General features: G+C 58.4%; 22 protein-coding genes, 1 tRNA gene and 1 riboswitch. Of the genes, 9 read left to right on the forward strand and 14 right to left on the reverse strand.

From position 1 onward, the window contains the following. Window positions 1-152: 152 nt before the first annotated feature. From T370_RS0103320 to T370_RS0103350, 7 genes are all read right to left on the reverse strand, one after another. Window positions 153-980, reverse strand: a complete 828-nt coding sequence (locus T370_RS0103320) for a nitroreductase family protein (RefSeq protein ID WP_016360453.1) — start codon at window positions 978-980, stop codon at window positions 153-155. Between the two features lie 363 nt (window positions 981-1,343). Continuing rightward, window positions 1,344-2,795, reverse strand: a complete 1,452-nt coding sequence (locus T370_RS0103325; protein ID WP_005030651.1) for an aryl-sulfate sulfotransferase — start codon at window positions 2,793-2,795, stop codon at window positions 1,344-1,346. Window positions 2,796-3,324: 529 nt separating this feature from the next. Beyond that, a complete protein-coding gene (rplT, locus tag T370_RS0103330; protein WP_005030649.1) occupies window positions 3,325-3,678 on the reverse strand; it encodes a 50S ribosomal protein L20 in 354 nt (117 codons plus the stop codon). Between the two features lie 87 nt (window positions 3,679-3,765). After that, entirely contained in the window at window positions 3,766-3,963 is a 198-nt protein-coding gene (gene rpmI, locus T370_RS0103335) for a 50S ribosomal protein L35 (protein WP_005030647.1), read from the reverse strand. 150 nt (window positions 3,964-4,113) lie between these two features. Continuing rightward, window positions 4,114-4,698, reverse strand: a complete 585-nt coding sequence (infC, locus tag T370_RS0103340; protein ID WP_081637690.1) for a translation initiation factor IF-3 — start codon at window positions 4,696-4,698, stop codon at window positions 4,114-4,116. Beyond that, complete coding sequence (thrS, locus tag T370_RS0103345) at window positions 4,685-6,625, reverse strand: threonine--tRNA ligase (RefSeq protein ID WP_029434742.1); 1,941 nt, start codon at window positions 6,623-6,625, stop codon at window positions 4,685-4,687. The genes infC and thrS overlap by 14 nt, the downstream gene beginning before the upstream one ends. Before the next feature lie 100 nt (window positions 6,626-6,725). After that, window positions 6,726-6,801: transfer RNA gene (locus T370_RS0103350), tRNA-Val, on the reverse strand. Between the two features lie 197 nt (window positions 6,802-6,998). Between T370_RS0103350 and T370_RS0103355 the strand changes: the two genes are divergently transcribed. Next, window positions 6,999-7,265: a hypothetical protein gene (locus T370_RS0103355; protein WP_005030640.1), complete on the forward strand. Its 267-nt coding sequence runs from the start codon at window positions 6,999-7,001 to the stop codon at window positions 7,263-7,265. A gap of 79 nt (window positions 7,266-7,344) precedes the next feature. Here the strand turns inward: T370_RS0103355 and T370_RS0103360 are convergent, their stop codons facing one another. Both T370_RS0103360 and T370_RS0103365 read right to left on the reverse strand, forming a co-directional pair. Next, window positions 7,345-9,054: a GMC family oxidoreductase gene (locus T370_RS0103360; RefSeq protein WP_029434743.1), complete on the reverse strand. Its 1,710-nt coding sequence runs from the start codon at window positions 9,052-9,054 to the stop codon at window positions 7,345-7,347. Window positions 9,055-9,068: 14 nt separating this feature from the next. Continuing rightward, the gene (locus T370_RS0103365) at window positions 9,069-9,800 is read right to left on the reverse strand and encodes a gluconate 2-dehydrogenase subunit 3 family protein (protein WP_005030636.1); all 732 of its coding nucleotides are present in this window, start codon (window positions 9,798-9,800) and stop codon (window positions 9,069-9,071) included. 636 nt (window positions 9,801-10,436) lie between these two features. Continuing rightward, a riboswitch (glycine riboswitch) is annotated at window positions 10,437-10,541 on the forward strand. A 154-nt stretch (window positions 10,542-10,695) separates the two neighbouring features. Here T370_RS0103365 and T370_RS0103375 point away from each other — a divergent pair. The 8 genes from T370_RS0103375 to grdA all read left to right on the forward strand — a co-directional run bounded on the left by T370_RS0103375 (window position 10,696) and on the right by grdA (window position 18,509). Then, window positions 10,696-11,076, forward strand: coding sequence for a GrdX family protein (locus T370_RS0103375; RefSeq protein WP_211250462.1), 381 nt, complete (start codon window positions 10,696-10,698; stop codon window positions 11,074-11,076). A gap of 1 nt (window position 11,077) precedes the next feature. Next, window positions 11,078-12,364, forward strand: coding sequence for a glycine/sarcosine/betaine reductase component B subunit (locus T370_RS0103380; RefSeq protein ID WP_029434745.1), 1,287 nt, complete (start codon window positions 11,078-11,080; stop codon window positions 12,362-12,364). A gap of 38 nt (window positions 12,365-12,402) precedes the next feature. Beyond that, window positions 12,403-13,707, forward strand: coding sequence for a glycine reductase complex selenoprotein B (gene grdB, locus T370_RS0103385; protein ID WP_081847469.1), 1,305 nt, complete (start codon window positions 12,403-12,405; stop codon window positions 13,705-13,707). Window positions 13,708-13,925: 218 nt separating this feature from the next. Beyond that, window positions 13,926-14,840 carry a thioredoxin-disulfide reductase gene (trxB, locus tag T370_RS0103395; RefSeq protein ID WP_029434748.1) on the forward strand — a complete coding sequence of 305 codons (915 nt, stop codon included), beginning with the start codon at window positions 13,926-13,928 and terminating at the stop codon, window positions 14,838-14,840. 25 nt (window positions 14,841-14,865) lie between these two features. Next, complete coding sequence (grdC, locus tag T370_RS0103400) at window positions 14,866-16,401, forward strand: glycine/sarcosine/betaine reductase complex component C subunit beta (RefSeq protein WP_029434749.1); 1,536 nt, start codon at window positions 14,866-14,868, stop codon at window positions 16,399-16,401. Window positions 16,402-16,409: 8 nt separating this feature from the next. Then, entirely contained in the window at window positions 16,410-17,576 is a 1,167-nt protein-coding gene (gene grdD / locus T370_RS0103405; protein ID WP_029434750.1) for a glycine/sarcosine/betaine reductase complex component C subunit alpha, read from the forward strand. Window positions 17,577-17,646: 70 nt separating this feature from the next. Further along, the gene (locus T370_RS0103410) at window positions 17,647-17,964 is read left to right on the forward strand and encodes a thioredoxin family protein (protein ID WP_005030620.1); all 318 of its coding nucleotides are present in this window, start codon (window positions 17,647-17,649) and stop codon (window positions 17,962-17,964) included. Between the two features lie 68 nt (window positions 17,965-18,032). After that, window positions 18,033-18,509, forward strand: coding sequence for a glycine/sarcosine/betaine reductase complex selenoprotein A (gene grdA, locus T370_RS0103420; protein ID WP_081637692.1), 477 nt, complete (start codon window positions 18,033-18,035; stop codon window positions 18,507-18,509). Between the two features lie 235 nt (window positions 18,510-18,744). Here grdA and T370_RS0103425 read toward each other — a convergent pair whose 3' ends face one another. The 5 genes from T370_RS0103425 to T370_RS0103450 form a co-directional block, all read right to left on the reverse strand. After that, entirely contained in the window at window positions 18,745-19,311 is a 567-nt protein-coding gene (locus T370_RS0103425; protein WP_005030619.1) for a UbiX family flavin prenyltransferase, read from the reverse strand. 21 nt (window positions 19,312-19,332) lie between these two features. After that, entirely contained in the window at window positions 19,333-20,154 is an 822-nt protein-coding gene (locus tag T370_RS0103430; RefSeq protein WP_029434751.1) for an IclR family transcriptional regulator, read from the reverse strand. Between the two features lie 39 nt (window positions 20,155-20,193). After that, window positions 20,194-21,750: a BCCT family transporter gene (locus tag T370_RS0103435; protein ID WP_005030617.1), complete on the reverse strand. Its 1,557-nt coding sequence runs from the start codon at window positions 21,748-21,750 to the stop codon at window positions 20,194-20,196. Between the two features lie 241 nt (window positions 21,751-21,991). Then, the gene (locus T370_RS0103445) at window positions 21,992-22,369 is read right to left on the reverse strand and encodes a Rid family detoxifying hydrolase (protein WP_029434752.1); all 378 of its coding nucleotides are present in this window, start codon (window positions 22,367-22,369) and stop codon (window positions 21,992-21,994) included. Between the two features lie 218 nt (window positions 22,370-22,587). Next, entirely contained in the window at window positions 22,588-23,910 is a 1,323-nt protein-coding gene (locus T370_RS0103450) for an NAD(P)/FAD-dependent oxidoreductase (protein ID WP_029434753.1), read from the reverse strand. Window positions 23,911-23,956: the final 46 nt, after the last annotated feature.

Raw genomic sequence — 23,956 nt, forward strand, 5'->3', positions numbered from 1 at the left:
TAAGGACTGTTTCTTAAGCTGCTCAAGGTGCGTACGCAGACGATTTTCCAACGTCTCCCGGACGGCCGCAGCCAGCGCTGCCGCTTTTCCGTCGAAAAAAGGCGGCGGTCCCCCAAATAGCCAAGGGCCCGCCGTCCGGATCAACCGTTGAGTCAGTTCCAGCCGATGTGCCTGACGAGCGCGGAACGGGTTTCAACCGTACGCCGATAATTGATGGAGGGATAGCCGAACAACATTGCGTATCCCAGTTGGTGCGTATCCGGAATACCCAAACGGGGCAGGAAGTCAGGCAGCACGTCCCGCAGGCACCAGTACAGCAGGCCGCACCAGAGCGTGCCTATCCCGCGCGCCTGTGCCATCAGCTCGAAGTACGACAGATAGATGAGCGGGTCCTGCTCGACGCAGGTCGCATTCTTCGCGTTGGCCACGATCACGCAATGCGGAGCGGAGCGGAAAATGCCGTCCCATCCCCCGGCCTTCCAGAGCTTTCCGGCGGAAAGGAAAAACGCGCGGCGCTGGCAGTCCGGCATGGCACCCGTTTCCGCCAGCTCGTCCAGACGCAGGTAGACAGCCTCCCGGAGGGCATCCATCGCCGCAATGTCGTCGACAACCGAAACCAGCAGATTCTGCGCATTGCTGCCGGTAGGCGCGTAGGCCGCACTGTCGAGAAGCTCTTGAAGCAACCCGGGCGAAACGTTTTCGCGCTTATAGTGCCGTACGGAGCGGCGCCCCTTGAACAGCGTATCCAGTTGGCGGGGCTCCGGGATATTGCCCGCAAGCGGCGTGCAATCAGAGGCTGCCGCCCCCATAATGGAAACAGCCCCCGTAGGGCAGACCGCAAGGCAGTGCTGACAGCGGATACAGTGCCCTTCATCGACCATCACGGGGTACGTGTCCATGCGGAGAGCCTGATGCAGACAATCTTTGACGCAAGCCCCGCACGAAACGCACAGGGACTCATCCACCTTGAAATCAATCATGATTGCCTCCTTGAGGTTCTTCCTTCCGGGAATAGCATACCTGCCCTTTTTCGCAAGGGCGCACCTTTCATAAAAATACCTTTTAAGTACAAATAGATGTTTGCCAGAAGCCACCTTCTCCACGTACAACCAACCCCATCCCTTTGCGCTTTCCACACAGGACACGAAAAAAGGCCGGAACATTCCGGCCTTTCCCGTTTCCGCCCGGCGCAAACAAAACCCGGCCCCACGGTACAGCAGGGCGAATCCCATTTCCCCAACGCAACAGGCGAACGGTACTTTCTCTCGAAGGAAAAGGAACTCCAGGGATGCCGCCCTGCCCTTCATGCAAGGCGGCAATCCCCAAACCCCTCTTTCTCCCGCTTACTTGTCTTCTGGATCTTCGACGGAAGCGACGCACAGGGCGTTGCTGCCTTCATAGGGCACGCAGCCTTCAACGCTCACTTCCTTGGCCCGATCGCCGAACGCCGCCGCGCCGGGCACGCGGAAGGTGGAAACGTCCAGAGGCTCGATGGCCGTTTCAACGGGCTTGGCGACCTGCGGCACCCATTCGTAGGGCACACGGTAAGCGCGGTACGTCATGTTCATGGGCACGAACTTGCCCTTGTACGGGGAAACGAATTCCCACACGATCTTGTGGTCGGGCGTCACTTCAAACACGCGGCCGTCGGAACCTTCGGTGATCAGGGTGTTGCCGTTGGGCAAACGCTGCATACCGCTGATGAAGGGGCTGTAGAAGCGGTTGCTGTCCATCGGGGCGAGGAACCCGGCTTCAGTGGGCGTGTACTGCCACACGATCTTCATGGCCACGGGGTCGATTTCCAACACGCGGGAATAGTCGCGCAAGGCCGCCTTCACGCCGGTAGGAGCACCGGGGTTCGGCACGTCGTAGCCGCCCCAGCCGCCGTTGTCGAACACGAGGATGTTGCCGCCGCCAGGCAGGGTGTGAGGAATCATGTGCGCATGATGCTGCCCGATGATCCAGCCGATAGCTTTGGCCTCAGGACTGTTGTCGTAATCCGGGCCAAGCTTCCAAGTGATTTTGCCGGTGGCTTTGGAAATGATGAAAATAATGTTGGCTTCGCGGCCGTCCACGATGATATTGTCGGGATGGAAACGCTCGTCGCCCGCGTCATACCATTTGTTCGGGCCGAGCACGGACATGGAATTGATGTGCATCCAGTCCCCCATGCCCTCGGGCTGCGTGGGGCGGTAGTTGGGATTGCGGGCGAGGGTGTTCTTGGGGCCTTCGCGGAAGCCCATTTCGTCGAAATGCTCGTTGCAGTTCCATTCCCACACGATGTCGCCGTCCCAGTCCACTTCGAGGATCACGTCGTCGAGAAGCTGCTTGTCGGAAATCTTGGGATTGCGGGCGTTGCGGTGCGCGAGCACAAGCGTATTGCCGGAGTCGGTCTTGGGCTCCATGCCGGGCGCGTAGTAGCCGGTGGTGCTGCCTTCGCGCTGGAAATCATGATGATAGCGGGCCATCCAGCGGCCGGGGATACCGGGATCGTCGATGAATTCGTTCCTATCGAACTTCCAGACGATATTGCCGTCCCAGTCCACCTGAATGACATCAAGCCCGTCCTGCACACTGTACTTGCCGCTGCGGCGGCCACGGCTGGTCAGCAGATAGCCGCCAGGGAAAATCTTGTTGGGCATCCCGTGAACACCTTTCCAGACATTCACCTCACGGCCGTTCATATCCATAAGGACGGCTCCGACTTCCTGCGCCTGAAAAATCGTAAAACCGTTCCAGCTTCTTTCGGGATCGTAGACGGTTACACCAGTGGGATAAATGGTAGGATGGCCCATGACATGCTCCTTAATTTGTAGTGCGTCAGGAGAACTTCTCTCCACATGGCTGAACCCTACCCCGAAAAAGGAATCCCGCGCTGTTGCGTTTGTTACATTTGGCGCAACTATTCCACATCTCCTCTCAACAAAAATAATTATCCTTTATTTTAAGTATGCTGTGATAATTTTCCCACCCTCACGGCTTCTTCCGTTTGGCTTTCCCGTGCTCCGCCCAGCCTTTTTGCCATCCTTTCACGCAATCCGGCCTACCGCCCAAGTACAAGGCACTCCGACCCCCAAAAAACTTTTTTGAGGACACAAAATAACTCTTGTTTCCACCCGCATAGCGGGAGGTTTATTGTTTCGGCCGCCTCGCGCCCTCAACAGGCTGAAGCCCATAAAAAAGGGGCGGACTCATACCGAGTCCGCCCCTTGCGTGTCAATCAGGATGGTCCCCGTGAAAGACCCATCACATCGAGCTTTATACTGTAGAGCAAAGGACGAATCCTCTGCCTTGCTTCCTTGCTTGGTTCGCCCGAAACGCGCCTTAGGCGAGCTTCGTCTTGGCCAGTTCGACCAACTTGGCGAAATCTTCCTTCTGACGCACGGCGAGGTCGGCCAGAACCTTACGGTTCAGAGCCACGCCAGCCTGAGCCAAGCCAAACATCAGCTTGGAATAGGACAGGCCGTTTTCGCGGGCGCCAGCGTTGATGCGCAGGATCCACAGCTTGCGGAATTCGCGCTTGCGCTGCTTACGGCCCACAAAGGCGTACGCGAGCGAACGTTCAACAGCTTCACGAGCGGTGCGGTACAAACGGCTGCGGCCTCCGCGGAAGCCTTTAGCCATATCCAAATATTTCTTGTGCCTACGATGGGCAGCAAGACCTCTCTTCACGCGCATGGAATTATCCTCCGATGCTTATTGGGAACCCGGCGAGGCGGAGATCATGCCAGCCGAGTGCAGAAAAAGGGATACAATCCGCTACGCTTAGGCGTAGGGCATCATCCGACGAACAGCCTTCACGTTGGTGGCATCCACCAAAGCGCCCTGGCCCAAACGCATCTTGCGCTTGGCATCCTTCTTGGTGAGGATGTGGCGCAGGTTCTGTCTGCGACGTTTGAACTTGCCGGTGCCAGTGGTGGAAAACCGCTTGGCGGCACAACGTCTGGTCTTCATCTTAGGCATGGTCAACTCCTGACTTGAGGATCAATCTCACGGGGAAATCCTATGGGGGCACGACACCCCAACACCTCCACGTCCGAAGACGTGAAGGCGTATGATGTCCTATTTGGACGCCGTTGGCAAGTGCTCGCAGGGGTATGACCGCGAAAAATGCTAGTCTTCCTGAGCCGGAGCGTCCTGAGCGCCACTCTTCTTGGCCACTGGCGTCAGCAGCATCTGAAGGGTACGGCCTTCCGCTCTCGGTTCCTGCTCGACCTTGCCCACGTCCTTGGTGTCGGCAATGACACGTTCGAGGATGCTCAGCCCGCGATCCTTATGGACGATTTCACGCCCACGGAAGAAAACCGTCACTTTAACGCGGTCTCCATCCTCAAGGAATCGCTTGATATGCCGGACCTTGGTCTCGAAATCGTGGTCGTCGGTCTTAGGACGGACCTTGATTTCCTTGATCTGCACCACGGTCTGGCGTTTCTTGGCCTCTTGCTTCTTTTTCTGCGTCTCGTACTTGAACTTGCCGTAGTCCATCACACGACAGACCGGCGGATCGGCCGTAGCGGCGACTTCCACCAGATCAAGACCGTGTTCCTTGGCCATGGCAATGGCTTCATTACGGCCCAGAATACCAAGCTGTTCCCCTTCGGGGCCGATTACCCGCAGTTCACGGGCACGAATCTGTTCGTTCCGGCGCACGCCGTCTTGGGGTACATCCCGACGAGGCTTTGCATTAAGAGAAGCGATAGCTCATCCCTCCACGTTTGAACGGTTCCGCGCAGTCTTCCTGCACCAAGGCCGCCACTTCGTCCAACGACTTCACGCCCAGATTTTCTCCGGTGCGCAGACGGACGTTGACGCTGCGGGCTTCCACTTCCTTGTCGCCGACGACAAGGATATACGGAATCTTGGCAAGCTGAGCCTCACGAACTTTGAAGCCCAGTTTTTCATTGCGCGTATCAACTTCCGCACGGATGCCCTGCTTCATCAAAGCCTCACAGGCTTCTTCAGCAAAGGCGTTCTGTGCGTCGGTAACAGTCAATATCTTGGCCTGCACGGGAGCGAGCCAAGTGGGGAAAGCTCCGGCGTAATGCTCGGTAAGCACCCCGATAAAACGTTCCAGCGACCCCAGAATGGCGCGGTGCACCATAACGGGGCGATGCCGCTCGCCATCCTGTCCCACGTATTCCAGCTCGAAGCGTTCCGGCAACGTAAAGTCGCACTGGATGGTGGAGAGCTGCCATTCGCGGCCGATGGCGTCCGTCACCTTCACGTCGATCTTCGGGCCGTAGAAGGCGCCGTCCCCGGCGTTGATGGTGTAAGACAGATTCGCACGTTCCACAGCCTTGATCAAGGCGTTGGTGGCGAGTTCCCAAGCCTCGTCGGAGCCGATGGCCTTCGCGGGCTTGGTGGAAATGACCACGCGGTACTGGAAACCGAACAACGCCATCAGGTCGCGGACCAGCGCGATGACGCCGATGATTTCATCTTCCAGCTGCTCGGGCGCGCAAATGATATGCGCGTCATCCTGCGTGAACTGGCGCACACGCAGCAGGCCGTGCAGCACGCCGGACTTTTCGTGACGGTGCACGACGCCGAGCTCGAAATACCTCTGCGGCAATTCACGATAGCTGCGCAGATGCGCATTGTAAATGAGCATGTGCGAAACGCAGTTCATGGGCTTGATGCCGTACATGTCGCCTTCGATCTCCGTGAAATACATGTTTTCACGATAGTTGGCGTAATGCCCGGACTGTTCCCACAGCTCGCGGCGCAGAACCTGAGGGCCCTGCACAAGCTGATAACCGCGCTTGATGTGTTCGCGGCGCAGGAAATCTTCAAGGATCGTACGGAGCAGCATCCCCTTGGGCAGCCAGAAGACCATACCGGCGGCCACATCCTCATGGAACGCGAACAGATCGAGTTCCTTGCCGAGCTTGCGGTGGTCGCGGCGCTTGGCCTCTTCGATACGGTTCAGGTATTCCTTGAGATCCTTGGCATCGGCAAAGGCCGTTGCGTAGATGCGGGAAAGCATACGGTTCTTTTCGTCGCCGCGCCAGTACGCCCCGGCAACGGACAACAGCTTGAACGCCTTTACGAACCCGGCATTCGGAATGTGCGGCCCACGGCACAGGTCAACAAAATCGCCGTTCCTGTACAGGGTGATGGTCCCGTCTTCGAGGCCCTCGATCAGCTCGACCTTGTAGGGCTCGCCCATATCGTTGAACAACTTGACGGCGTCGGCCTTGGAAATGTCCATCCGCTCGAACGGAACCGCGGCATCAATGATGCGCTGCATTTCCGCTTCGATGGCTTCGAACTGATCGGGCGAAAACGGCGTTTCCACGTCGAAATCGTAGTAGAAGCCGTTTTCGATGGAGGGGCCGATGGTCACCTTGGCGGCGGGGAAGAGCTTCTTGACGGCCGCGGCCATGACGTGCGCGGCGGAATGGCGGATGAGGCCCAGCCCTTCGGGGGTGTCGGCAGTAACAGGAGTCAGGGTGAGAGTCTCGGTAGTAGTGGGGACAGGCGCAGTCAGATCCAGAAGCGTATCGCCGGCCTTGCAGGCAATCGCCGCCTTGAAGCGTTTTCCGCTCAATCCCTCTTTCAGAGCATCCGCACAGGACGCCCCGTCGGAGACCTCAACCATTTTTCCTTCTACTGAGACTTGCATGACAGCACCTTTTTGTTGGCTTCGGAGCTCATCCGAATAACAATAACAACGAGAAAAAAACAGGGAAGGAGGTGAACCTCCCTCCCTGTTCGGAGTCTTATGGTAGGCACGAGCAGACTTGAACTGCTGACCCCTTCCGTGTCAAGGAAGTGCTCTGCCACCTGAGCTACGCGCCTTCAACGTGATGCGAGAACTGCTTCTACGCAGGTTCCCCCTCTCCGTCAAGCGATTTTTCGGTTTTCTTTCAAAAATCTTTTTTTCCGAAGCCTGCTCTTGCCTAACCCATTCGATCTTTTTATATTCGTTATCAGAAAAATTTCGGATCTCCGCCCTTACCGTATGCGGGGATCATCCATCCCCAACAGGAATAGCTATGATGTCAGCCCATTACCCTACCGACAAAGGCGTCGCCGCCCGCGTGGAAGAGCTTCTCCGCGAACAGCTTCTTGAGCTCGGAGAAGACCCGGCAAGCCTCGCCCCTCACCTCATCATGCAAAACATGCAGTGCGAGGTCTATCCCGACGAGTCCATGGTGTATATCTGGAAGGACATCCCGATCCTCCGCGTCGCCCCCGAGCGCACCGATACGGGCGTCATGTGGCGCATGTTCACCCGCGACGAGGGTGAACCGCTCCAGTAAAAAGAAAAGGGCGGAACCTGCTCCGCCCTTTTCTTATGCCGAACGGCTCCCTTTCTTTAAGAAAGGACTCCCTTTCCCGCTAGACGAGGCTTCCGCCCTTCTTGGAATATTTCAGGATGCCCTCGGCACAGCGGTATCCCAAGGCGCCCACCGTGCCCGTGGGATTACAGCCGCCGTTGTGCGGGAAATTGCCCGCACCCACCACAAACAGGTTCTCGGCGTCCCAGTGTTGCAGGTAGGAGTTCACCACGCTGTCTTCCGGGCTCTTGCCCGTGATGGTGCCGCCCGTGTTGTGCGTGGTCTGGTACGGCACGATATTGTAATCCTTGGGGCTGGGCTTGGACGCCATGGCCTTCGGATTCATGGCCTTGGCCACCTCTTCGATTTTCTTGGTGATGTAATCGAAAAGCGCGCGGTCCTGATCGGTAAAGTTGTAGGTCATGCGCAAAAGAGGCAACCCGTAGGCATCCTTGTAGGTTTTATCCAAGGAAAGATAGTTGGCCTTGTAGGCGATGGATGCGCCCTGTGCCCCGATGCCCAGAGAACGGTTGAAGTTGTACGCGGCGGCCTTCTTGAACTCCGAACCCCATGCGCGCGTGCCCGGAGGGGTGGCGTTGCTCTCAATGGGGCGTTTGCCGGTCTGCGTCAGCGAAATGACGCCGCCGTGGATGAACTTGAGATCGGAGTGATCGAAGTTGTCGGCGTTGAAGTCGTCATAACACATGCCGAGCGCGCCAGCCCCGGCAAAGAGGTTCATGGGTTCTTCAAAGAAGAGCGTCGCGCCGGGCGTAATCTGATAGCAGTAGCCCCTGCCCAGCGTGCCCTGCCCCGTTTTCGGATCATACTGCTTGCCGATCTTGGAAACCATGAGCAGCTTGGCGTTGTTCATCACATAGCTTGACAGCACCACCACGTCGGCGGGCTGGATGAACTCCTCCAGCGTCAGCGTGTCGATGTAACGGACGCCGGTGACCTTGTTTCCCTTCTTCAGAATCTCCACCACATTGGCATTGCAGCGGATTTCGCAGTTGCCCGTTTTTTCGGCCACGGGGATGAACGTATTGTTGGGTTCCGCCTTGGCGTCGTACTCGCAGCCGAAGCGCTCGCAGAACCCGCAGTACATGCATGGATTGTGCGTGATGCCGTCCGGCGTGGTATAGGGCTCGGAAGCGATGGCCGCCGGGATCATATACGGATGGCACCCCGTCTGCTTCGCCGCCGTCTCGAACTTGGACAAAACGGGCGTTTTCACCAGAGGAGGCATGGCATACGGCTTGGAACGCTTTCCGCCGAAATACCCCGGCTCTCCGGCAACGCCGAGAGCCATCTCGAAAGCCGTATAATACGGCTCCATCTCGTCGTAGGTGAGGGGGTAATCCTGCAGGATATACTCCTTGCCCAGCTTGTTTTTGCCATACCGCTCATCCGTCATGGTCTTTATCTGGAAGTCATAGGGCGAGAAACGGAAATTCATGCCGTTCCAGTGCACGCCCGCACCGCCAAGGCCGTCGCCGAGCAGGAAAGAGCCGAGCTTGCGCATGGGCAAGGCCCGCATTTCTTCCGTATTGCGGAACGTAATCGTCTCTTTGGACAGATCCTGCATAAGCCCGTAATTGACGGCATACCGCCATTCATCGTGGATATCCTGGAAATCCTCCACGCCCCTGCGGTCGCCGCGCTCAAGCCCAACGACGGAAAGCCCGGCTTTGGCGCATTCGGCAAGGGCGATGCCCCCGGTGAAGCCCACGCCCACAGTAACCACATTCACCTTTTTCAATTCTTTGGCCATGTCGTTCTCCTTGATTACTCCATGCTGGACAGGGACACGGGGGGCACCTTCTCAAACGTTTCGCTGGTCATGAGGTACGTGTAGGCCATCTGAGCCCCGGGGTACTCCTTCATGCGCCAGCCATCCATGTTGTTGTTGCCGTTGTACAGCGGGTCGGCATACGCACCCGCCAGAACGGCGTTTTTCAACAACGAGAAGAAATAGTCGGAGGTGAAGCCCTGCGTGGGGAGCTTCCCCGCCTCGCAGTCGATAAGGATCTGATCCTGCTCTGCCCCGCTCAACTGGGGGAAATCCTTCTTGAAGCGTTCCTGCGCGGCGCTGTTCAGCGCCAGAATGCCCTGCTTGAAGAGATCACGGCGCACAAGCGGCGTCTGATAGCCCTGGGTGGGAGCGCCCTTGAAGTGCGGCCCGGCGATGTATTCCCTCGCGTTGTAGCCGTAGGCGCCCGCAAGCTGGTTGTCGATGAAGTAAGGGACGGCCAGCTCTTTGGCCCCGGGGCCGAACTCGTCTTTGGGGAAAATCCGTTCGGCGGCCTCTGACAAGGTGGAAAAGTCCAGCTCGTTGGTGAAGAACATCCGAGCGCGGTTCAACGGATTGGCCGTAGCCGCGGCGTGCCCCGAATGGGCGTTTCCGCCCTGCTCCGCCGCCATGGAGACGGTCGAAAGGCCCAACGCCGCAGCAGCGCCGGTAACGAGGCCGGTGTACTGCAAAAACCTGCGTCTGCTGATATCTTTTTCATCAGGCATAAGAACGCCCTCCTTTTCCTTCGACGCTAAGGTTTCCACAAAAATATAACTATGATTTTCAGATGTTGCATGAATCCGTATGCAACAGGCATATCACATGACAATCCGTTAAGAATCGACGCGTTGTACGGCTGTCCGCATGTACTGCCAAAGGAACACACCTTTAACTTTATAACCCCACGCTATCTCCGGATAGAAAATAAAAACCTCATGGAGCCGCTTTACTTAAGAGGCCATTACCTTTCATCAGACGAAGAAAGAAAAAACATCAAAAAAACGGCGGCCTCAGCTTGTGGGGGCTGCGCCCTTTGTGAATGAAATGCACATACTGTTCATACCCGGTCCAGCCCTGTCCTTCTTTATCAAGCAATGAGGTCCATCAAAGATACACTTTATATTATCGTATGTTATAAAACATTCTCTCACGACAGGCTCTCTGTCGGTAACATGTCCGGGGAGCACAGGAAAGGCTTCCTCCGTCCGGAATCCGGAGCTTTATAAAAATTTTGTGAATTTTTTTATAAGCACATCACGTTGATTAACAGCGCCTTTTGCTGCGTGTGCGCACGAAGAAGCCCTTCTTCCGGGGGAAGCCAGCTTGACTTTTTTTTCTCAAGCGGACATCCTGAAACCGTGGTAAGTGCTGCGAGAGAGATTCCGCTTTCCTATGGGGAGGCGGAAGCACCGAAGGGGCAACGCCGGAAGGCCGAAACTCTCAGGTCCCAGAATCGCGCATCTTCGTGCCGCTGAATCCGCTTGTGGAGACAGGGCGTGCCATTAAACCTCAGGTACGCGTATGCTCTCCCCCATCCTTTTGACCAACAATCCCCGTTTTCAGGATTTGTCGCTCACGGGCATGGACATCACGTTCATTCCCGAGTGACCCGCCGCTGTCATTCGCGCGGCGCGCGACCTGATTCATAAGGGATGGCTTCTCGCCAACCACCCGCTGTACGGCAACTTCCTGCCTCATCAGATGCCCTACCGTTCGTTGGCACTCATCCCCCGTGTCCGCTCCGGAGAACATCCGGCCGGAATCGATCTCACGTCTCTTCTTCTCATTGAACGGGCTCAGGCTCGTTACTATGATGTTGATCCTGCCCGTATGCCCGCGAGCCTTTCTGGCCGGGAGATGCAGGATTGCGCGTTTGTGGATGTGGAGCTTCTGCGTGCTACCATCGAGAGTTTGGGCGGCAGTATCGAAAGCATTTCGAACCCGAACGGGAGCGGCATGGCGTACCCGCCCGGCCTGCTTCCGGACCACAAGGAGATGTAACGTGAAACTGGAACTGCACCGCATCAGTGTCGGCAAGCTGGCCTTCGGCGCACAGACGGGCGTTAGCGGCGGCGTGCTGACCATCAACAAGGATGAACTGGCATCGCTGCTGTTGCAGGACGACCGGCTTTCCGCCGTCGCCGTCGACGTGGCCCACCCTGGTGAAAACGTGCGCATCATGCCGGTCAAGGACGCCATCGAGCCCCGCTGCAAGCTGGAAGGCCCGGGCGAAGTCTTCCCCGGCTGGATAGGCGATGTGGAAAACGCCGGCGAAGGCAAAACGCTCGTCTTGGGCGGCATGGCCGTGCTGACCACGGGCCGCGTGGTGGCCCCTCAGGAAGGCATCGTGGACATGTCCGGCCCCGGTGCGGACTACACGCCGTTCTCCCGGACCTGCAACGTGGTCCTGTCCTTCGACACCGCCGAAGATCTGGAGCCCCACCAGCGCGAGGCCTGCTACCGTATTGCCGGGCTCAAGGCCGCCCATTATCTGGCCTCCGCCTGCAAGGACGCCGCCGCCGACAGCGTGGAAGCCTACGACTTCCCACCGCTGGCCGAGGCCATGCACCAGCATCCCGGCCTGCCCAAGGTCGCCTATATGTACATGCTCCAGTCGCAGGGCCTGCTGCACGACACGTGGGTCTACGGCGTGGACGCCAAACGCATCCTGCCCACGATGATCAGCCCTACCGAACTGATGGACGGCGCGATCATCTCCGGCAACTGCGTCTCGGCCTGCGACAAGAACAATACGTATGTCCATCTGAACAACCCCGTGGTCAAAAGCCTCTATGAGCACCACGGCAAGGATCTCAATTTCGTGGGCGTCATCATCACCAACGAAAACGTGACGCTGGCGGACAAGAAGCGCAGTTCCTCCTACGCGGTGAAGCTGGCCCGTATGCTGGGCGTGGACGCCGTGGTCATCAGCGAGGAAGGTTTCGGCAACCCCGACGCCGACCTCATCATGAACTGCCGCAAGTCCGAACAGGCGGGCATCAAGACCGTGCTCATCACGGATGAATACGCCGGGCGCGACGGCTCCAGCCAGTCGCTGGCCGACTCCTGCCCCGAAGGCGACGCGTGCGTCACAGCGGGCAACGCCAATGAAATCATTGTCCTGCCGCCTATGGACAAGCTCATCGGCGATCAGGCTCCGGCGGAAACCATTGCCGGCGGCTTCTTCGGCTCCGTCCGCGAAGACGGCAGCCTTGAAGTGGAATTGCAGGCCATTCTGGGCGCCACCAACGAACTGGGCTTCAACCGCATCGGCGGACGCACCCTGTAGCCCGGCCGGACCGGCGCAGCACCGTGCAGGAGATCATCATGGCATATAAGCTTGTTCATTATATCAATCAGTTTTTTGCCGGTATCGGCGGCGAGGACAAGGCTGACGTCTCTCCCGAGGTCCGGGACGGCATCGTGGGGCCCGGCATGGCCTTCAAAGCCGCCTTCAACGGCGAAGCCGAAATCGTGGCCACCTTCATCTGCGGCGACAACTACTGTGCCAACCATCTGGACGACGTGGCCGCCCACATGGTGGAAACCGTGAAAGCCTATGGAGCCGACGGCCTGATCGCCGGTCCGGCCTTCAATGCGGGCCGTTACGGTACCGCCTGCGGGGCCGTGTGCGCCGCCGTGGCCAAGGAACTCCAGCTCCCCGTGGTCAGCGGCATGTACCGCGAAAGCCCGGGCGTCGACTTGTACCGCAAGGAAGTGACCATCGTCGAAACAGCCGACAGCGCCCGGGGCATGGGCAAGGCCGTGCCCGCCATGGCCGCCGTCATGCTCAAGCTGCTCAAGGGCGAGGAGATCGCCGATCCTGAAGCGGCCGGCGTCTTCCCCAAGGGCATCCGCAAGAACATGTTCTATGAACAGCCCGGCGCGGAACGCGCTGTGCAGATGCTCATCAAGAAACTCAACGGCGAAGCGTTCCGCACCGAATACCCCATGCCTGTGTTCGACCGCGTTGAGCCCCGCCCGGCTATCGCCGCCATCAGCAAGGCCACCATCGCCATCGTCACCTCGGGCGGCATCGTGCCGTTCGGCAACCCGGATCACATTGCGGCCTCCTCAGCCCAGAACTACGGCGCATACGACCTTGACGGCGTCACCGACCTCCGCAAGGGCGAATACATGACCGCCCACGGCGGCTACGATCAGACCTATGCCAATGCGGACCCGGACCGCGTCCTGCCCATCGACGTGCTGCGCGATCTGGAAAAGGAAGGCAAAATCGGCAAGCTCTACCATGTGTTCTACAGTACCGTCGGCAACGGCACGTCCGTAGCCAACGCCCGCAAGTTCGGCACGGAAATAGGCTCTCAGCTCAAGGCCGCGCATGTGGACGGGGTTATCCTCACCTCCACCTGAGGCACATGCACGCGTTGCGGTGCAACGCTCGCCAAGAGCATCGAAGATACGGCTGATGTCCCTGTCGTGCATATGTGTACCATCGTTCCCATTTCGTTGAGCATCGGGGCCAACCGCATCGTGCCCACAGTGTCCATCCCGCACCCGCTGGGCAATCCGGAACTGCGGCCCGAAGAAGAAAAGCAACTGCGCCGCGAGCTCGTGGATAAGGCCCTGTATGCCTTGTCTACCGACGTGGACGGGCAGACGGTGTTTTAAGCCCATGTGCCCCGGCGGTGTGCCGGGGACCTGAAAGGAGGGGCATGGCGTATGCGCCTGCCCCGCCGCTTCGGCCCGCAAGGGGTTCGCCTTCATTCCCTGCGTGCGGTACTGGCGTTTTACGGACAAGGCACGGACGCCGGGGCATCGTTTCGGCATCCCCAAACGCACTCCCCGCAACGCCATTGCCGACACACCGCCGCAAAAGGAACTGTAGAATGGAAAAACGTGAATTGGTCATCATCGGCGCGGGGCCCGCTGGACTTTCCGCCGCCATCTACGGCAAGCGCGCCGGACTCGATACCCTCGTACTGGAAAAAGGACGCCCCGGCGGGCAGGTTCTGATCACGAGCAAGATTGAAAACTATCCCGGCATACTGGATGGCACTGGCTCCGGGCTGGCGAACGCCTTCCGCACCCATGCCGAGCATTTCAAGGCCGAATTCCGCACCGCTTCCGTGCAGAAACTGGAAGTTCGCGACGGCGAGAAGATCATCACGCTCAAAGACGGTTCCGAAATCGCCGCCGGAGCGGTCATCGTGGCCAGCGGGGCCAGCTTCCGCAAGCAGGGCTGCCCCGGCGAAAGCACGTACACGGGCATGGGCGTTTCCTACTGCGCCGTATGCGACGCGGCGTTCTTCGAGGAGCTGGAAGTAGCCGTCATCGGCGGCGGCAATACGGCTGTGGAAGAAGCCTGCTACCTTACGGGGTTCGCCTCAAAAGTTTATCTGGTGCACCGCCGCGATCAGTTCCGCGCCGACAAGATGGTTGTCGATCACGCCCTGAACAACCCCAAAATCGTGCCCGTCATGGACTCTGTGCTGGAATCCATCGAAGGCAGCGACATTGTGGAAAAAATCGTAGTACGCAACGTCAAGACCAACGAAAAGCGGGAGATTCCGCTAAGCGGCGTATTCATCTTCATCGGCACCTTGCCCAACGACGAATACGTGCATGACCTGCTGCAAAAGGATGAAGGCGGCTGGATCGTCACCGACGCCAGCCTGCAGACCTCCGTGCCCGGCATTTTCGCCGCCGGAGACGTGCGCGACACCTCGCTCCGTCAGGTGGTGACCGCCGCCGGAGACGGTGCGCGGGCCGCCATGTCCGCCTACGCCTATCTGCAACGCTAACCCGGCACGCCAAGGAGGATGAGATATGGCCACAGCTGGCATCAAGGCCGCAGCCTACTGCCTGAACTTCGCCCCCGAACTGGCCCTGCACTACGGCGGCACGCCCGCTCAGGAGCGCAAGAGCAAACCGGATTCCGAATTCCTGCGCGCATTGCCGGAGCACGCCCAAACCTATGAGGAAGCGCAAGCCTACGCGCCCAACAAAACCTATATCGGCGCCATGAGCATCGACGAGCTCGAAAAGGCTCCCGCGCCGTGGATCGACAATCTGGGTACGCCGGAGCGTTTCGGCACGTTCGGTGAAATCATGCCCGAAGACGAATTCCTCGGGCTCATGGACATCTGCGACGTTTTTGACCTCATCTGGCTGGAAGAAGGCTTCGCCGCCTCCGTTGCGGAAAAGCTGGCCCAGAACCCCGTAATCGGGGAAAAACAGCTGGCCAGGCTGGAAAAAGGCCGCCCGGAGTCGGACATTCTGGACGTGGTGGAAAAACAGCACGCCCTGCCCCTCTACTCTGAAGGCAGGCTGGCGGGCTGCTGCCGCCGCGCTCACGATACGGACGAAAACCTCGAAGCCGGCATCATGCTGGAAAACTTGTCCTGTAAGGCCAGCGGCGTGCTCGCCCTGCTGCACCTCATCAAAAACGCCGGGCTTTCTCCCTCGGACATCGACTTCGTCGTCGAATGCTCCGAGGAAGCCGTGGGCGACGCCATGCAGCGCGGCGGCGGCAACATGGCCAAAGCATTGGCCGAAATAGCCGAATGCGGCAACGCCAGCGGTTTTGACGTACGCGGCTTCTGCGCCGGGCCCGTGGCCTCCGTCATCACCGCCGCAAGCATGGCGGCCTGCGGTGCGCGCGCCAACGTGGCCGTGGTCAGCGGCGGCTCCGTGCCCAAGCTGTACATGAACGCCCGTGATCATGTGAAGAAGGACGTGAAGGCTCTGGAAAACTGCATCGGCAGCTTCGCGCTGCTGATCACGCCCGACGACGGGCAGACGCCGGTTATCCGTCTCGACTCTTTGGGCAAGCATACCGTCGGCGCGGGCGCGGCTCCTCAGGCCATCACTTCCGCTTTGACCTTCGAGCCGCTCCAGAAGGCGGGGCTCAAGATGACGGACGTGGACAAATATGCGCCCGAACTGCACAACGCCGAAATCACCCTGCCCGCCGGGGCGGGTAACGTGCCCGAGGCCAACTATAAGATGATCGCCGCCCTGTCCGTCATGAAGGGGCAGATCGAACGGGCGGACATCCCGAAATTCGTGGCCGAACGCGGTATGCCGGGATTCGTCCCCACGCAGGGGCACATCCCCTCGGGCGTTCCCTATATCGGCCACGCGCTGGAAGCCCTCAAAGCGGGGACCATCAAACGGGCCATGATCATCGGCAAGGGCAGCCTCTTCCTCGGCCGCCTGACCAATCTTGCCGACGGCGCGTCCTTTATTATGGAAGGCCCCGGTGCGGGTACGGAACCCGCGCAGGGCGTGAGCCAGAGCGATGTGACGGAAATGCTGCTTGCCGCCCTGTCCGACGTGGCGGCCAACCTGCAAAAAGGCTAGGAGGCGCTATGGCTATGCAAAAATGCAAGCGCGCCATCCTCGGCAAAGCTCTTGAAGATCTGGTGGCCCGCGCGCGCAGCGGCAAGGAGCCGTGCCGCATAGGGCTCATGGCCTCCGGCGGGGAACATTCCGATGCGGAATTCCTCGCCGCCGCAAGCGCCGCCATGAGCGCGGACCCGGCCCTTACGGTGGTCGGCGTCGGCCCCAAGCCCTCGGGCATCCTGCCTCAGGGCATGGACTGGATCGAAACGGGCTGTGAAGGCCCGGAACTGGCTTCCGGCATGGAAAACGCGCTGGCCCAGAGGCGCATCCACGGAGCGGTGGCTCTGCACTACCCCTTCCCCCTCGGCGTGACCACCGTGGGGCGCGTGCTGACGCCGGGCACGGGCAAGCCCCTGTTCATGGCATCCTGCACGGGCATGAGCGCGGCCCACAGGCAAGAGGCTATGCTGCGCAACGCGATACTGGGCGTGGCTGTAGCCAAGGCGTTGGGCATAACCTGCCCCTCGGTGGGCGTGCTCAACCTTGACGCAGCCCCGCAGGTGCTGCGTGCCCTGAACCGCATGGCGGAAAAGGGCTACCCCCTGAACCTCGGGCAGAGCGTGCGGGGCGACGGCGGTTTCCTGCTGCGCGGCAACGACCTGCTCTGCGGCGCGGTGGACGTCTGCGTGGCCGATACCCTGACGGGCAATGTGCTCATGAAGGTCTTCAGCGCGTTCACGTCCGGCGGTTCCTACGAAACCAGCGGCTGGGGCTATGGCCCTTCCGTGGGCGAAGGATGGGACAAGGTGGTGAGCATCGTGTCCCGCGCTTCGGGCGCTCCGGTCATCGCCAACGCTCTGGCCTACACGGCCGCCGCCGTTCGGGGCAGGCTGCCCGCCGTGGTCGCGGAGGAAATACGCCTCGCCAAAGCCGCGGGCATGGATGATGAGCTCGCGGCCTTTTCCAAGGTTGCGGCCGCTCCGCGGGACGAAGTGCAGGCTCCGCCCGCCGTGCCCACGGACGAAGAAATACACGGCATTGACGTGCTCGATCTCGAACTGGCCGTCCGTTGCCTGTGGAAAGAAAACATCTACGCCGAAGCCGCAATGGGCTGCACCGGCCCGGTCGTCAAACTGGCCGGTTCAAGCCTCGACAAGGCCCGCGCCGTGCTGACCGCGTCCGGTTACCTGTAAAAAACGCCGTTCCGCCCGGAAAGAGTCCTGTTCCGGGATACGTTCACTCTCAAGCAAAGCGAGGTACGCAATGATCATTGTCGATAAGGAAACGTTCGAGGCCGAAGTGCAGCAGAGCTCCATGCCTTGCGTGGTGGATCTCTGGGGCCCGCAGTGCGGCCCCTGCCTTGCCCTGATGCCCGAAGTGGAAAAGCTCGCCGAAGCCTATGAAGGCAAGCTCAAATTCTGCAAGCTCAACGTGGCCGAAAACCGCAGGCTCGTCATCAGTCTGCGCGTCATGGCCGTACCGACCATCCTTTTCTATAAGGGCGGGGAATGCGTGGCTCGGATTTCCGGCGACGCCGTGTCCATCGAAGCCATCAAGGCCGAAGCGGACAAACTCGTCTAACGTATGCGGACAACGGGCCGTCATGGTCTGTAGTATACTCACCCAACCATAACTCAAGGAGTGATGTTATGGGCAAGCTTTCCGGCAAGAAGCTTCTGCTGCTTGGCGAACGGGACGGCGTTCCCGGCCCCGCCATGGCGGATGTCTTCGCCAACTCCGGTGCGGAAGTCCTGTTCTCCGCCACCGAATGCTTCGTCTGAACGGCCGCAGGAGCCATGGATCTGGAAAATCAGCAGCGCGTCAAGGACGCCGCTGAGAAGTATGGTGCGGAAAACGTCGTGGTGATTCTCGGCTCTTCCGACCCCGAAGGGGCGGAAATCTATGCCGAAACGGTCACCTTGGGCGATCCCACCTTCGCCGGGCCCTTGGCTGGAGTCCCGTTGGGACTCTGCGTGTGTCATGTGCTTGAACCCGAAATCAAGGCCGAAGCCGATGCCGCCAAGTGGGACGAGCAGATCGGCATGATGGAAATGGTCCTCAATGTGGATGCTCTTGCTGACGCTGTGCGCAAGATGCGCGAAGCCAACAGCAAGTATCCGCTGTAAGACATACGGTTAGTCGAAAAGATAAACACTCCGTGCAGCGTTCCTTGCTGTGCGGAGTGTTTGTTTTAGAGCAAACGAACTTTGCGATACGGGAAATGGATTGGCGAGGGGATGGGGAACTTTCTGGAGAAGAGGGAACATCCACACGTTTCTCCTCCCCCCGCCTTCAAAGGTTTTCGTATTTATCGAATCCTTGTTCACAGCCTTTTCTGGATCATTGCAAAGTTGACCTGCGCTATCGATCGTCGCGCCACCTTTTGCAGAGATGATGCTCTATGCGGAATTGATCCAGCAACCTGCCGGTGAAATGCCTCATCATGGCCTCAAGGGACGTATCCCGCGTGTAAAAGGCCGGGGTGAAAGGCATGACGACGGCACCAGCCTCCGTAACCGCCTGCATATTCTTGAGATGGATAAGGTTCAGTGGCGTCTCGCGAGCCACAATGACCAAGGGGCGGCGCTCCTTGAGCGTTACGTCCGCCGCGCGGTGTATCAGATTGCTGCCCGCCCCGCTGGCGATGGACGCCAGAGAACTCATGGAACACGGACAGATGATCATCCCGTCATGATGCCATGAGCCGCTGGAGGGCCCCGCCGCCATATCGGAACTCTCATGCACCGCGTGGGCATACCGCGCCAGAGCAGCGGAGGGTATCCCGCATTCGGCCTGAAGAACCCGTTCCGCACCCGCGGAGATTATCAGGTGTACTTCCAGATCGGACACGGTGGCCAGATTCTCCAGAACGGCCTGCGCCAGCGGCATCCCGCTCGCGCCGCTGATTCCAAGGACAAGGCGATGCATAGGTTCTTTTTCTCCGTGACGCTATCCGCGTACAGGACAATGGAGCATGGTGCGGGTTGTCGGCATGAACTCACGCCGTGGCGCGCCGATGGACATGGATATTGCCGCCGCCGTCTGGATGACTTCGCGGATCAGCAGCGCCGAGGATTCCTCAGTGATGCGCACCGTAGGCACTGAGCAGCCTATGGTAGCCACGAGATTACCGGTATAATCGAAGATAGGGGCGGCCACACAACGGACCCCCGTAAAGATTTCCTCGCAGTCGAAGCCCACCCCTTCCCGGCGTATCGCCGCCAACTCCGTACAGAAACGGTTGATGTCATCCGTGGTCAGCTCCGGCCTTGCCTGGCGCAATTCATTGAGGAATTTCAGCAGTTCGCTCTCTTCCAGAAAAGCGCAATGGACCTTGCCCGACGCCGAGGGATAAATGGGGAAGGAAGACCCGATGATGGAGTCCAGCCGCAGGATCTGCCAAGAAACCTGCTGCGCCATAACCACCATGTCAAAGTTTTGGGCCACACACAGGTTAACGGTTTCGTTTACTTTTTCCATAAGCTGACGGCAAGCGGGCCGGGCTTTCTCCACCAAACTGTTGTTGGAGGCGATCCGCTGCCCCAGCTTGAAAAACTTCAATGTCAGGCTGTAGGCACCGCCCTTGCCGTCCTGAGACACAAAGCCGAGTTCACAGAGGGTCAGCAAGATACGTTGCAGCGTCCCCTTGGGGAGGCCAGAGGCTTTGGCAAGATCACGAAGCTCCCATTTTGCCTGATGAGCCATCAGCTCAATCACGCCGAATGATTTACCGAGAACACCAATGGTGTAATATTTATCCGCCAAAGCCATATTGTCTCCTTACTATGAAAGTTCGGTGTGCGAAACAGATTACGGAGTGTCTTCTCTCTTGTTCCTTGCCAAAATATTCTGACCTTCTTTTACGATGCACCAGCAAAGAATTATTGTCAAAAGCATCATCAGCACCCCGCCGAATACAAACATGCCCCTGAGTGCTGAAATACCACACAATGTAATGACGGCCAGCGCAACACCGCCCATATTGCCGCCCCAAAGGACCTTAAGGAATTTAGGAGCTTCTTCTTCAGCGGAAATACCTTTGGTGGAAATGGTCGCCAACACGGAAGTCATGGGATCTACCAGTGTGACAAAGGAAATCATAGTCACAATGACAAAGAAAACAATGAGGGCCATGCTGAATGGGAAGCGCTGCAGGATGCCGATAACGGTGGATTCCAAACCCTGCGTCTGAACAAAGCTCCAGACGTCCACAAGATTCTTCCACTGATAATAGATGGCAAGGCTGCCAAAAGTATTGATCCAAAGATACACGAACATGGATGGAGCAAACACGTTCATGAGAAGGAATTGCCGCACGGTACGCCCCTTGCCCAGCCGGGCAAGATATAAACCGATGGGAGGACCATAGGCAAAAAACGCGCCCATGTACACGATGATCCATGAATCAGCCCACCGGTCACTCATAAATTCCGTACTGACCAGCGTGCTGTTGCGGATAAAATTGGTCAGCATGTAGCCGAAAGCTTCCGTGCCCATATTCAAAATAAACAGCGTAGGCCCGAAAAGGAAGATATAGAACAAAATGATAAAAAACATGCGGGTATTCTGTGCCGCCAGGAAATTCATGCCCCGCTTGAGCCCGGTCGTGGAGGACCCCACAAAAAACGCCGTCGCCACAAGGGCCACGATAGCATTCATGGCGAAACTGCGCTCAAGGCCGGTAAGGTAGGACACGCAGCTTGATATCATCATAATCAGCGCGCCGATGCTGCTGATGACGGTACAACAGATGGAGAACAGGCACGCGGCGTGCACAATGTTTTTAGCCAAGGAATAGTGCTTGCGCGGCATGACAAGGTCGAGGCCGCTGATGATGGACAGGGGAAGATGTTCGTTGAAAGCCATCAGGGCGAAGGCGACGCCGCAGATGGCATAAATACAGTATTGGGCAATGCTCCAGTGCATGGCGGACTGGGAAATGGCGAACAGGGCGGCTTCATGGGATTTCGGCGCGATGCCGAGATTCTGCGGCGGCTGCATGAGGTGGTAAATGGGTTCGCCTATGCCCCAGAACAAAATGCCGATGCCGATGCCGGAACACAGCGAGATGGCAAACCAGCGGAAAAAGCTGAAGTCGGGTTTTGCGTCCCTTCCGCCTATGCGTATGCTCCCAATAGGAGAACAGACGATGCCGAAGGTGAACAACATGACAAGGAAGCTGAAAAACACCGAAGCCCACCCAAGATCCTTGACAATCTTGTCCTGCAACAAGTCCATGAAGCGGATAAAGGGCTCAGGAAACGCGATGGCGCTCACGATAAACGCAAAAACGGATAAAAAGCCAATGGCAAAGGGGATGGTATCGAGACGCTTTCCCTCTGTGCGCGCGCTTAGCTCGTCTTGCATACAGGCTACCTCACTGAACAGTAACGCGTTCTGTTTGGGGGGAAGAAGACAGGGAGTGAGGCCATGGCACGGCGTAACGAAAACGTAACCGTTCATCAGAATCACAGCTGAATGGACGGATCTGCCTGCGAAACTCCCTCCTGTTCTTTCCCAATTCCCATGTACCTTAGGAAAAACATATTGCCGTCAAACCTTATAAAAGTATCTTTTGAGTACAAAAAGGGGGCCAATGCCCCTTCCTTTACTCTTTAAAGCAGATGGCATCCATTTCCAGCAGACAGCCGTGGGCAATGTTGCTGACTTCCACACAGACACGTGCCGGACGGTGTTCACCCATAAACGCCGCGTACACTTCGTTGAATGCGGCAAAATCGTCCATGTTGGTGACAAACACCGTCGTCTTGGCGATGTCGGTGACGGTAAGGCCGGCGGCTTCGAGCACGGCCTTCATGTTCGCCAACGTCTGGACGGCCTGTTCTTTCATGCCGTTGCCGACGACTTCCCCGGTAACGGGGTGAAAGGGGACCTGACCGCACAGGTAATAGGTGGAACCGGCCTTGACGCAATGGGAATAGGGGCCGACAGACGCGCAGGCCTTGGGCGCATGAATGAATTCCATAACAAATCCTTTGGTGGTGGCCGCCGTTTCACGGCCGAACGTTTTCTCACCGCATCCCAATCCACATACGGATCAAAAAGCGGCATAGCCCGGGAAAGCTCTCCCGGACGAGGTTTGCATTCCGGAGCATGGCTTTCCCCGAGGGCTCAGGAAACCATCCTGCCCTGCCTCCGGGCGCGGGCGGCCGACATGCAGCCGCCCAGCCATGTTGCGCTTTTTTAGATTTCCGACTTGGCGTTGAACTCTTCCCACATCAGGCGGGCGGTGGCGCCGATGGTGGTCAGGGGTTCCGGCGGGATATGGGAGGGAGTGGCGATGCGGCGCAGGAAACGGAGCTCCTCGCTGTCTATGCCGTTGATCCATTCGGCGATGTAGTGACCCATCAGGCAAGTCTTGGCGACGCCCGCGCCTTCACCGCTGGCGGAGGCGTACACGCTGGGGTGCTTCTGGGTCATGAGCGGGCGGAAATTCATGGTCATGTTGATCATGCCGCCGTAAATGAACTCGAAGTTGACGTGCTTGATTTCCGGGAAACGGTTTTCAAAGGCCCGGCGCAGCTTGGGAACGGCCCTGCGGATGCGCTGATGCGACGTGGTGAGGTGCGTGGCGTAGCTGAAGCCGTTACGCACATACAGACGGTTGTCGGTCGTGAAGCGCACCGTGGTCCCGGCGGGATGCCCAGCCGTGCAGCCCCAAGGCTTTACGCCTTCAAAATACTTCATTTCCTTGTCGTTGAGCTGGCGGGTGAACGCGCCATACGAAAGCACCGGGCAGAACACGCGCTTGACGATGCCGAATTCCTCAATGAAAGGCCCGCCGGTCACGATGACGGTCTTCGCGGTGATTTCCTTGCCGTTCAGCAGGGTCACGCGGGCGCGGGTGCCTTCCTCGATACGCATGACGGGGCATTCCTCGAATACATCCACGTTTTCCGGCAAGGTGGTATACAGCCCGCGCAGCACGTCGGCGGGGTTCACCAGCAGCGTCCCGGGGGTGTACAGAGCCTTTTTATAGTACCGGGTGCCTATGCGCTTGGCGAGTTCCTCGCCCTCATAAATCTCATAGTGCACCTTCATCTGATCAAGCTCTTCGGATTCCGTCTCAATGAGCTTGAAACTCTTGGTTTCGGAACAGCACAGATACTTGCCGCAGGGATCCCAGTCCACCTTGATGCCCGAGTCTTCGATGGTCTTACGCATCCGGCCGATAATGAACGTATTGAGCTTGTAGTACATCTCATTATCTTCAAAGGTGGAGTTGCCCTGATCGCCGAAATTGTGCGGAACGTCGATGATGAAACCCGCGTTCTTGCCGCTGTCGCCGTTGCCGATTTTGATGGCTTCGAAGACGGCTATCCTGGCTTCAGGCTGGAGTTCGGCCAGCCTGCTGGCGCAGCCGTAGCCGCCGTAGCCGCCGCCCACGATCACGTAATCGTATTCCTTGCCGATCTTCTCATGCCCCTTGAAGAGGTGCTCCTTAAAGGACGACATTTCAAGCCAGCTCAGCCCTGTCGTTGTGGGGAAACGCTTCACGTCACGCATATTTTTTACCTACCCTCAAATAGAAGTTGTCTCTTCTGCGTAAGGC

The organism is Bilophila wadsworthia ATCC 49260, from assembly GCF_000701705.1.
Classification (GTDB): Bacteria; Desulfobacterota; Desulfovibrionia; order Desulfovibrionales; family Desulfovibrionaceae; genus Bilophila; species Bilophila wadsworthia.

Coding starts and splice junctions, on each gene's coding strand:
- T370_RS0103450 (WP_029434753.1), bottom strand. CDS start 23,910: ATGCGTGACGTGAAGCGTTTCCCCACAACGACAGGGCTGAGCTGGCTT.
- rpmI (WP_005030647.1), bottom strand. CDS start 3,963: ATGCCTAAGATGAAGACCAGACGTTGTGCCGCCAAGCGGTTTTCCACC.
- T370_RS0103325 (WP_005030651.1), bottom strand. CDS start 2,795: ATGGGCCATCCTACCATTTATCCCACTGGTGTAACCGTCTACGATCCC.
- T370_RS0103435 (WP_005030617.1), bottom strand. CDS start 21,750: ATGCAAGACGAGCTAAGCGCGCGCACAGAGGGAAAGCGTCTCGATACC.
- T370_RS0103410 (WP_005030620.1), top strand. CDS start 17,647: ATGATCATTGTCGATAAGGAAACGTTCGAGGCCGAAGTGCAGCAGAGC.
- T370_RS0103360 (WP_029434743.1), bottom strand. CDS start 9,054: ATGGCCAAAGAATTGAAAAAGGTGAATGTGGTTACTGTGGGCGTGGGC.
- thrS (WP_029434742.1), bottom strand. CDS start 6,625: ATGCAAGTCTCAGTAGAAGGAAAAATGGTTGAGGTCTCCGACGGGGCG.
- grdC (WP_029434749.1), top strand. CDS start 14,866: ATGGCCACAGCTGGCATCAAGGCCGCAGCCTACTGCCTGAACTTCGCC.
- rplT (WP_005030649.1), bottom strand. CDS start 3,678: ATGCGCGTGAAGAGAGGTCTTGCTGCCCATCGTAGGCACAAGAAATAT.
- trxB (WP_029434748.1), top strand. CDS start 13,926: ATGGAAAAACGTGAATTGGTCATCATCGGCGCGGGGCCCGCTGGACTT.
- T370_RS0103320 (WP_016360453.1), bottom strand. CDS start 980: ATGATTGATTTCAAGGTGGATGAGTCCCTGTGCGTTTCGTGCGGGGCT.
- T370_RS0103425 (WP_005030619.1), bottom strand. CDS start 19,311: ATGCATCGCCTTGTCCTTGGAATCAGCGGCGCGAGCGGGATGCCGCTG.
- T370_RS0103430 (WP_029434751.1), bottom strand. CDS start 20,154: ATGGCTTTGGCGGATAAATATTACACCATTGGTGTTCTCGGTAAATCA.
- T370_RS0103445 (WP_029434752.1), bottom strand. CDS start 22,369: ATGGAATTCATTCATGCGCCCAAGGCCTGCGCGTCTGTCGGCCCCTAT.
- grdD (WP_029434750.1), top strand. CDS start 16,410: ATGGCTATGCAAAAATGCAAGCGCGCCATCCTCGGCAAAGCTCTTGAA.
- T370_RS0103365 (WP_005030636.1), bottom strand. CDS start 9,800: ATGCCTGATGAAAAAGATATCAGCAGACGCAGGTTTTTGCAGTACACC.
- T370_RS0103355 (WP_005030640.1), top strand. CDS start 6,999: ATGATGTCAGCCCATTACCCTACCGACAAAGGCGTCGCCGCCCGCGTG.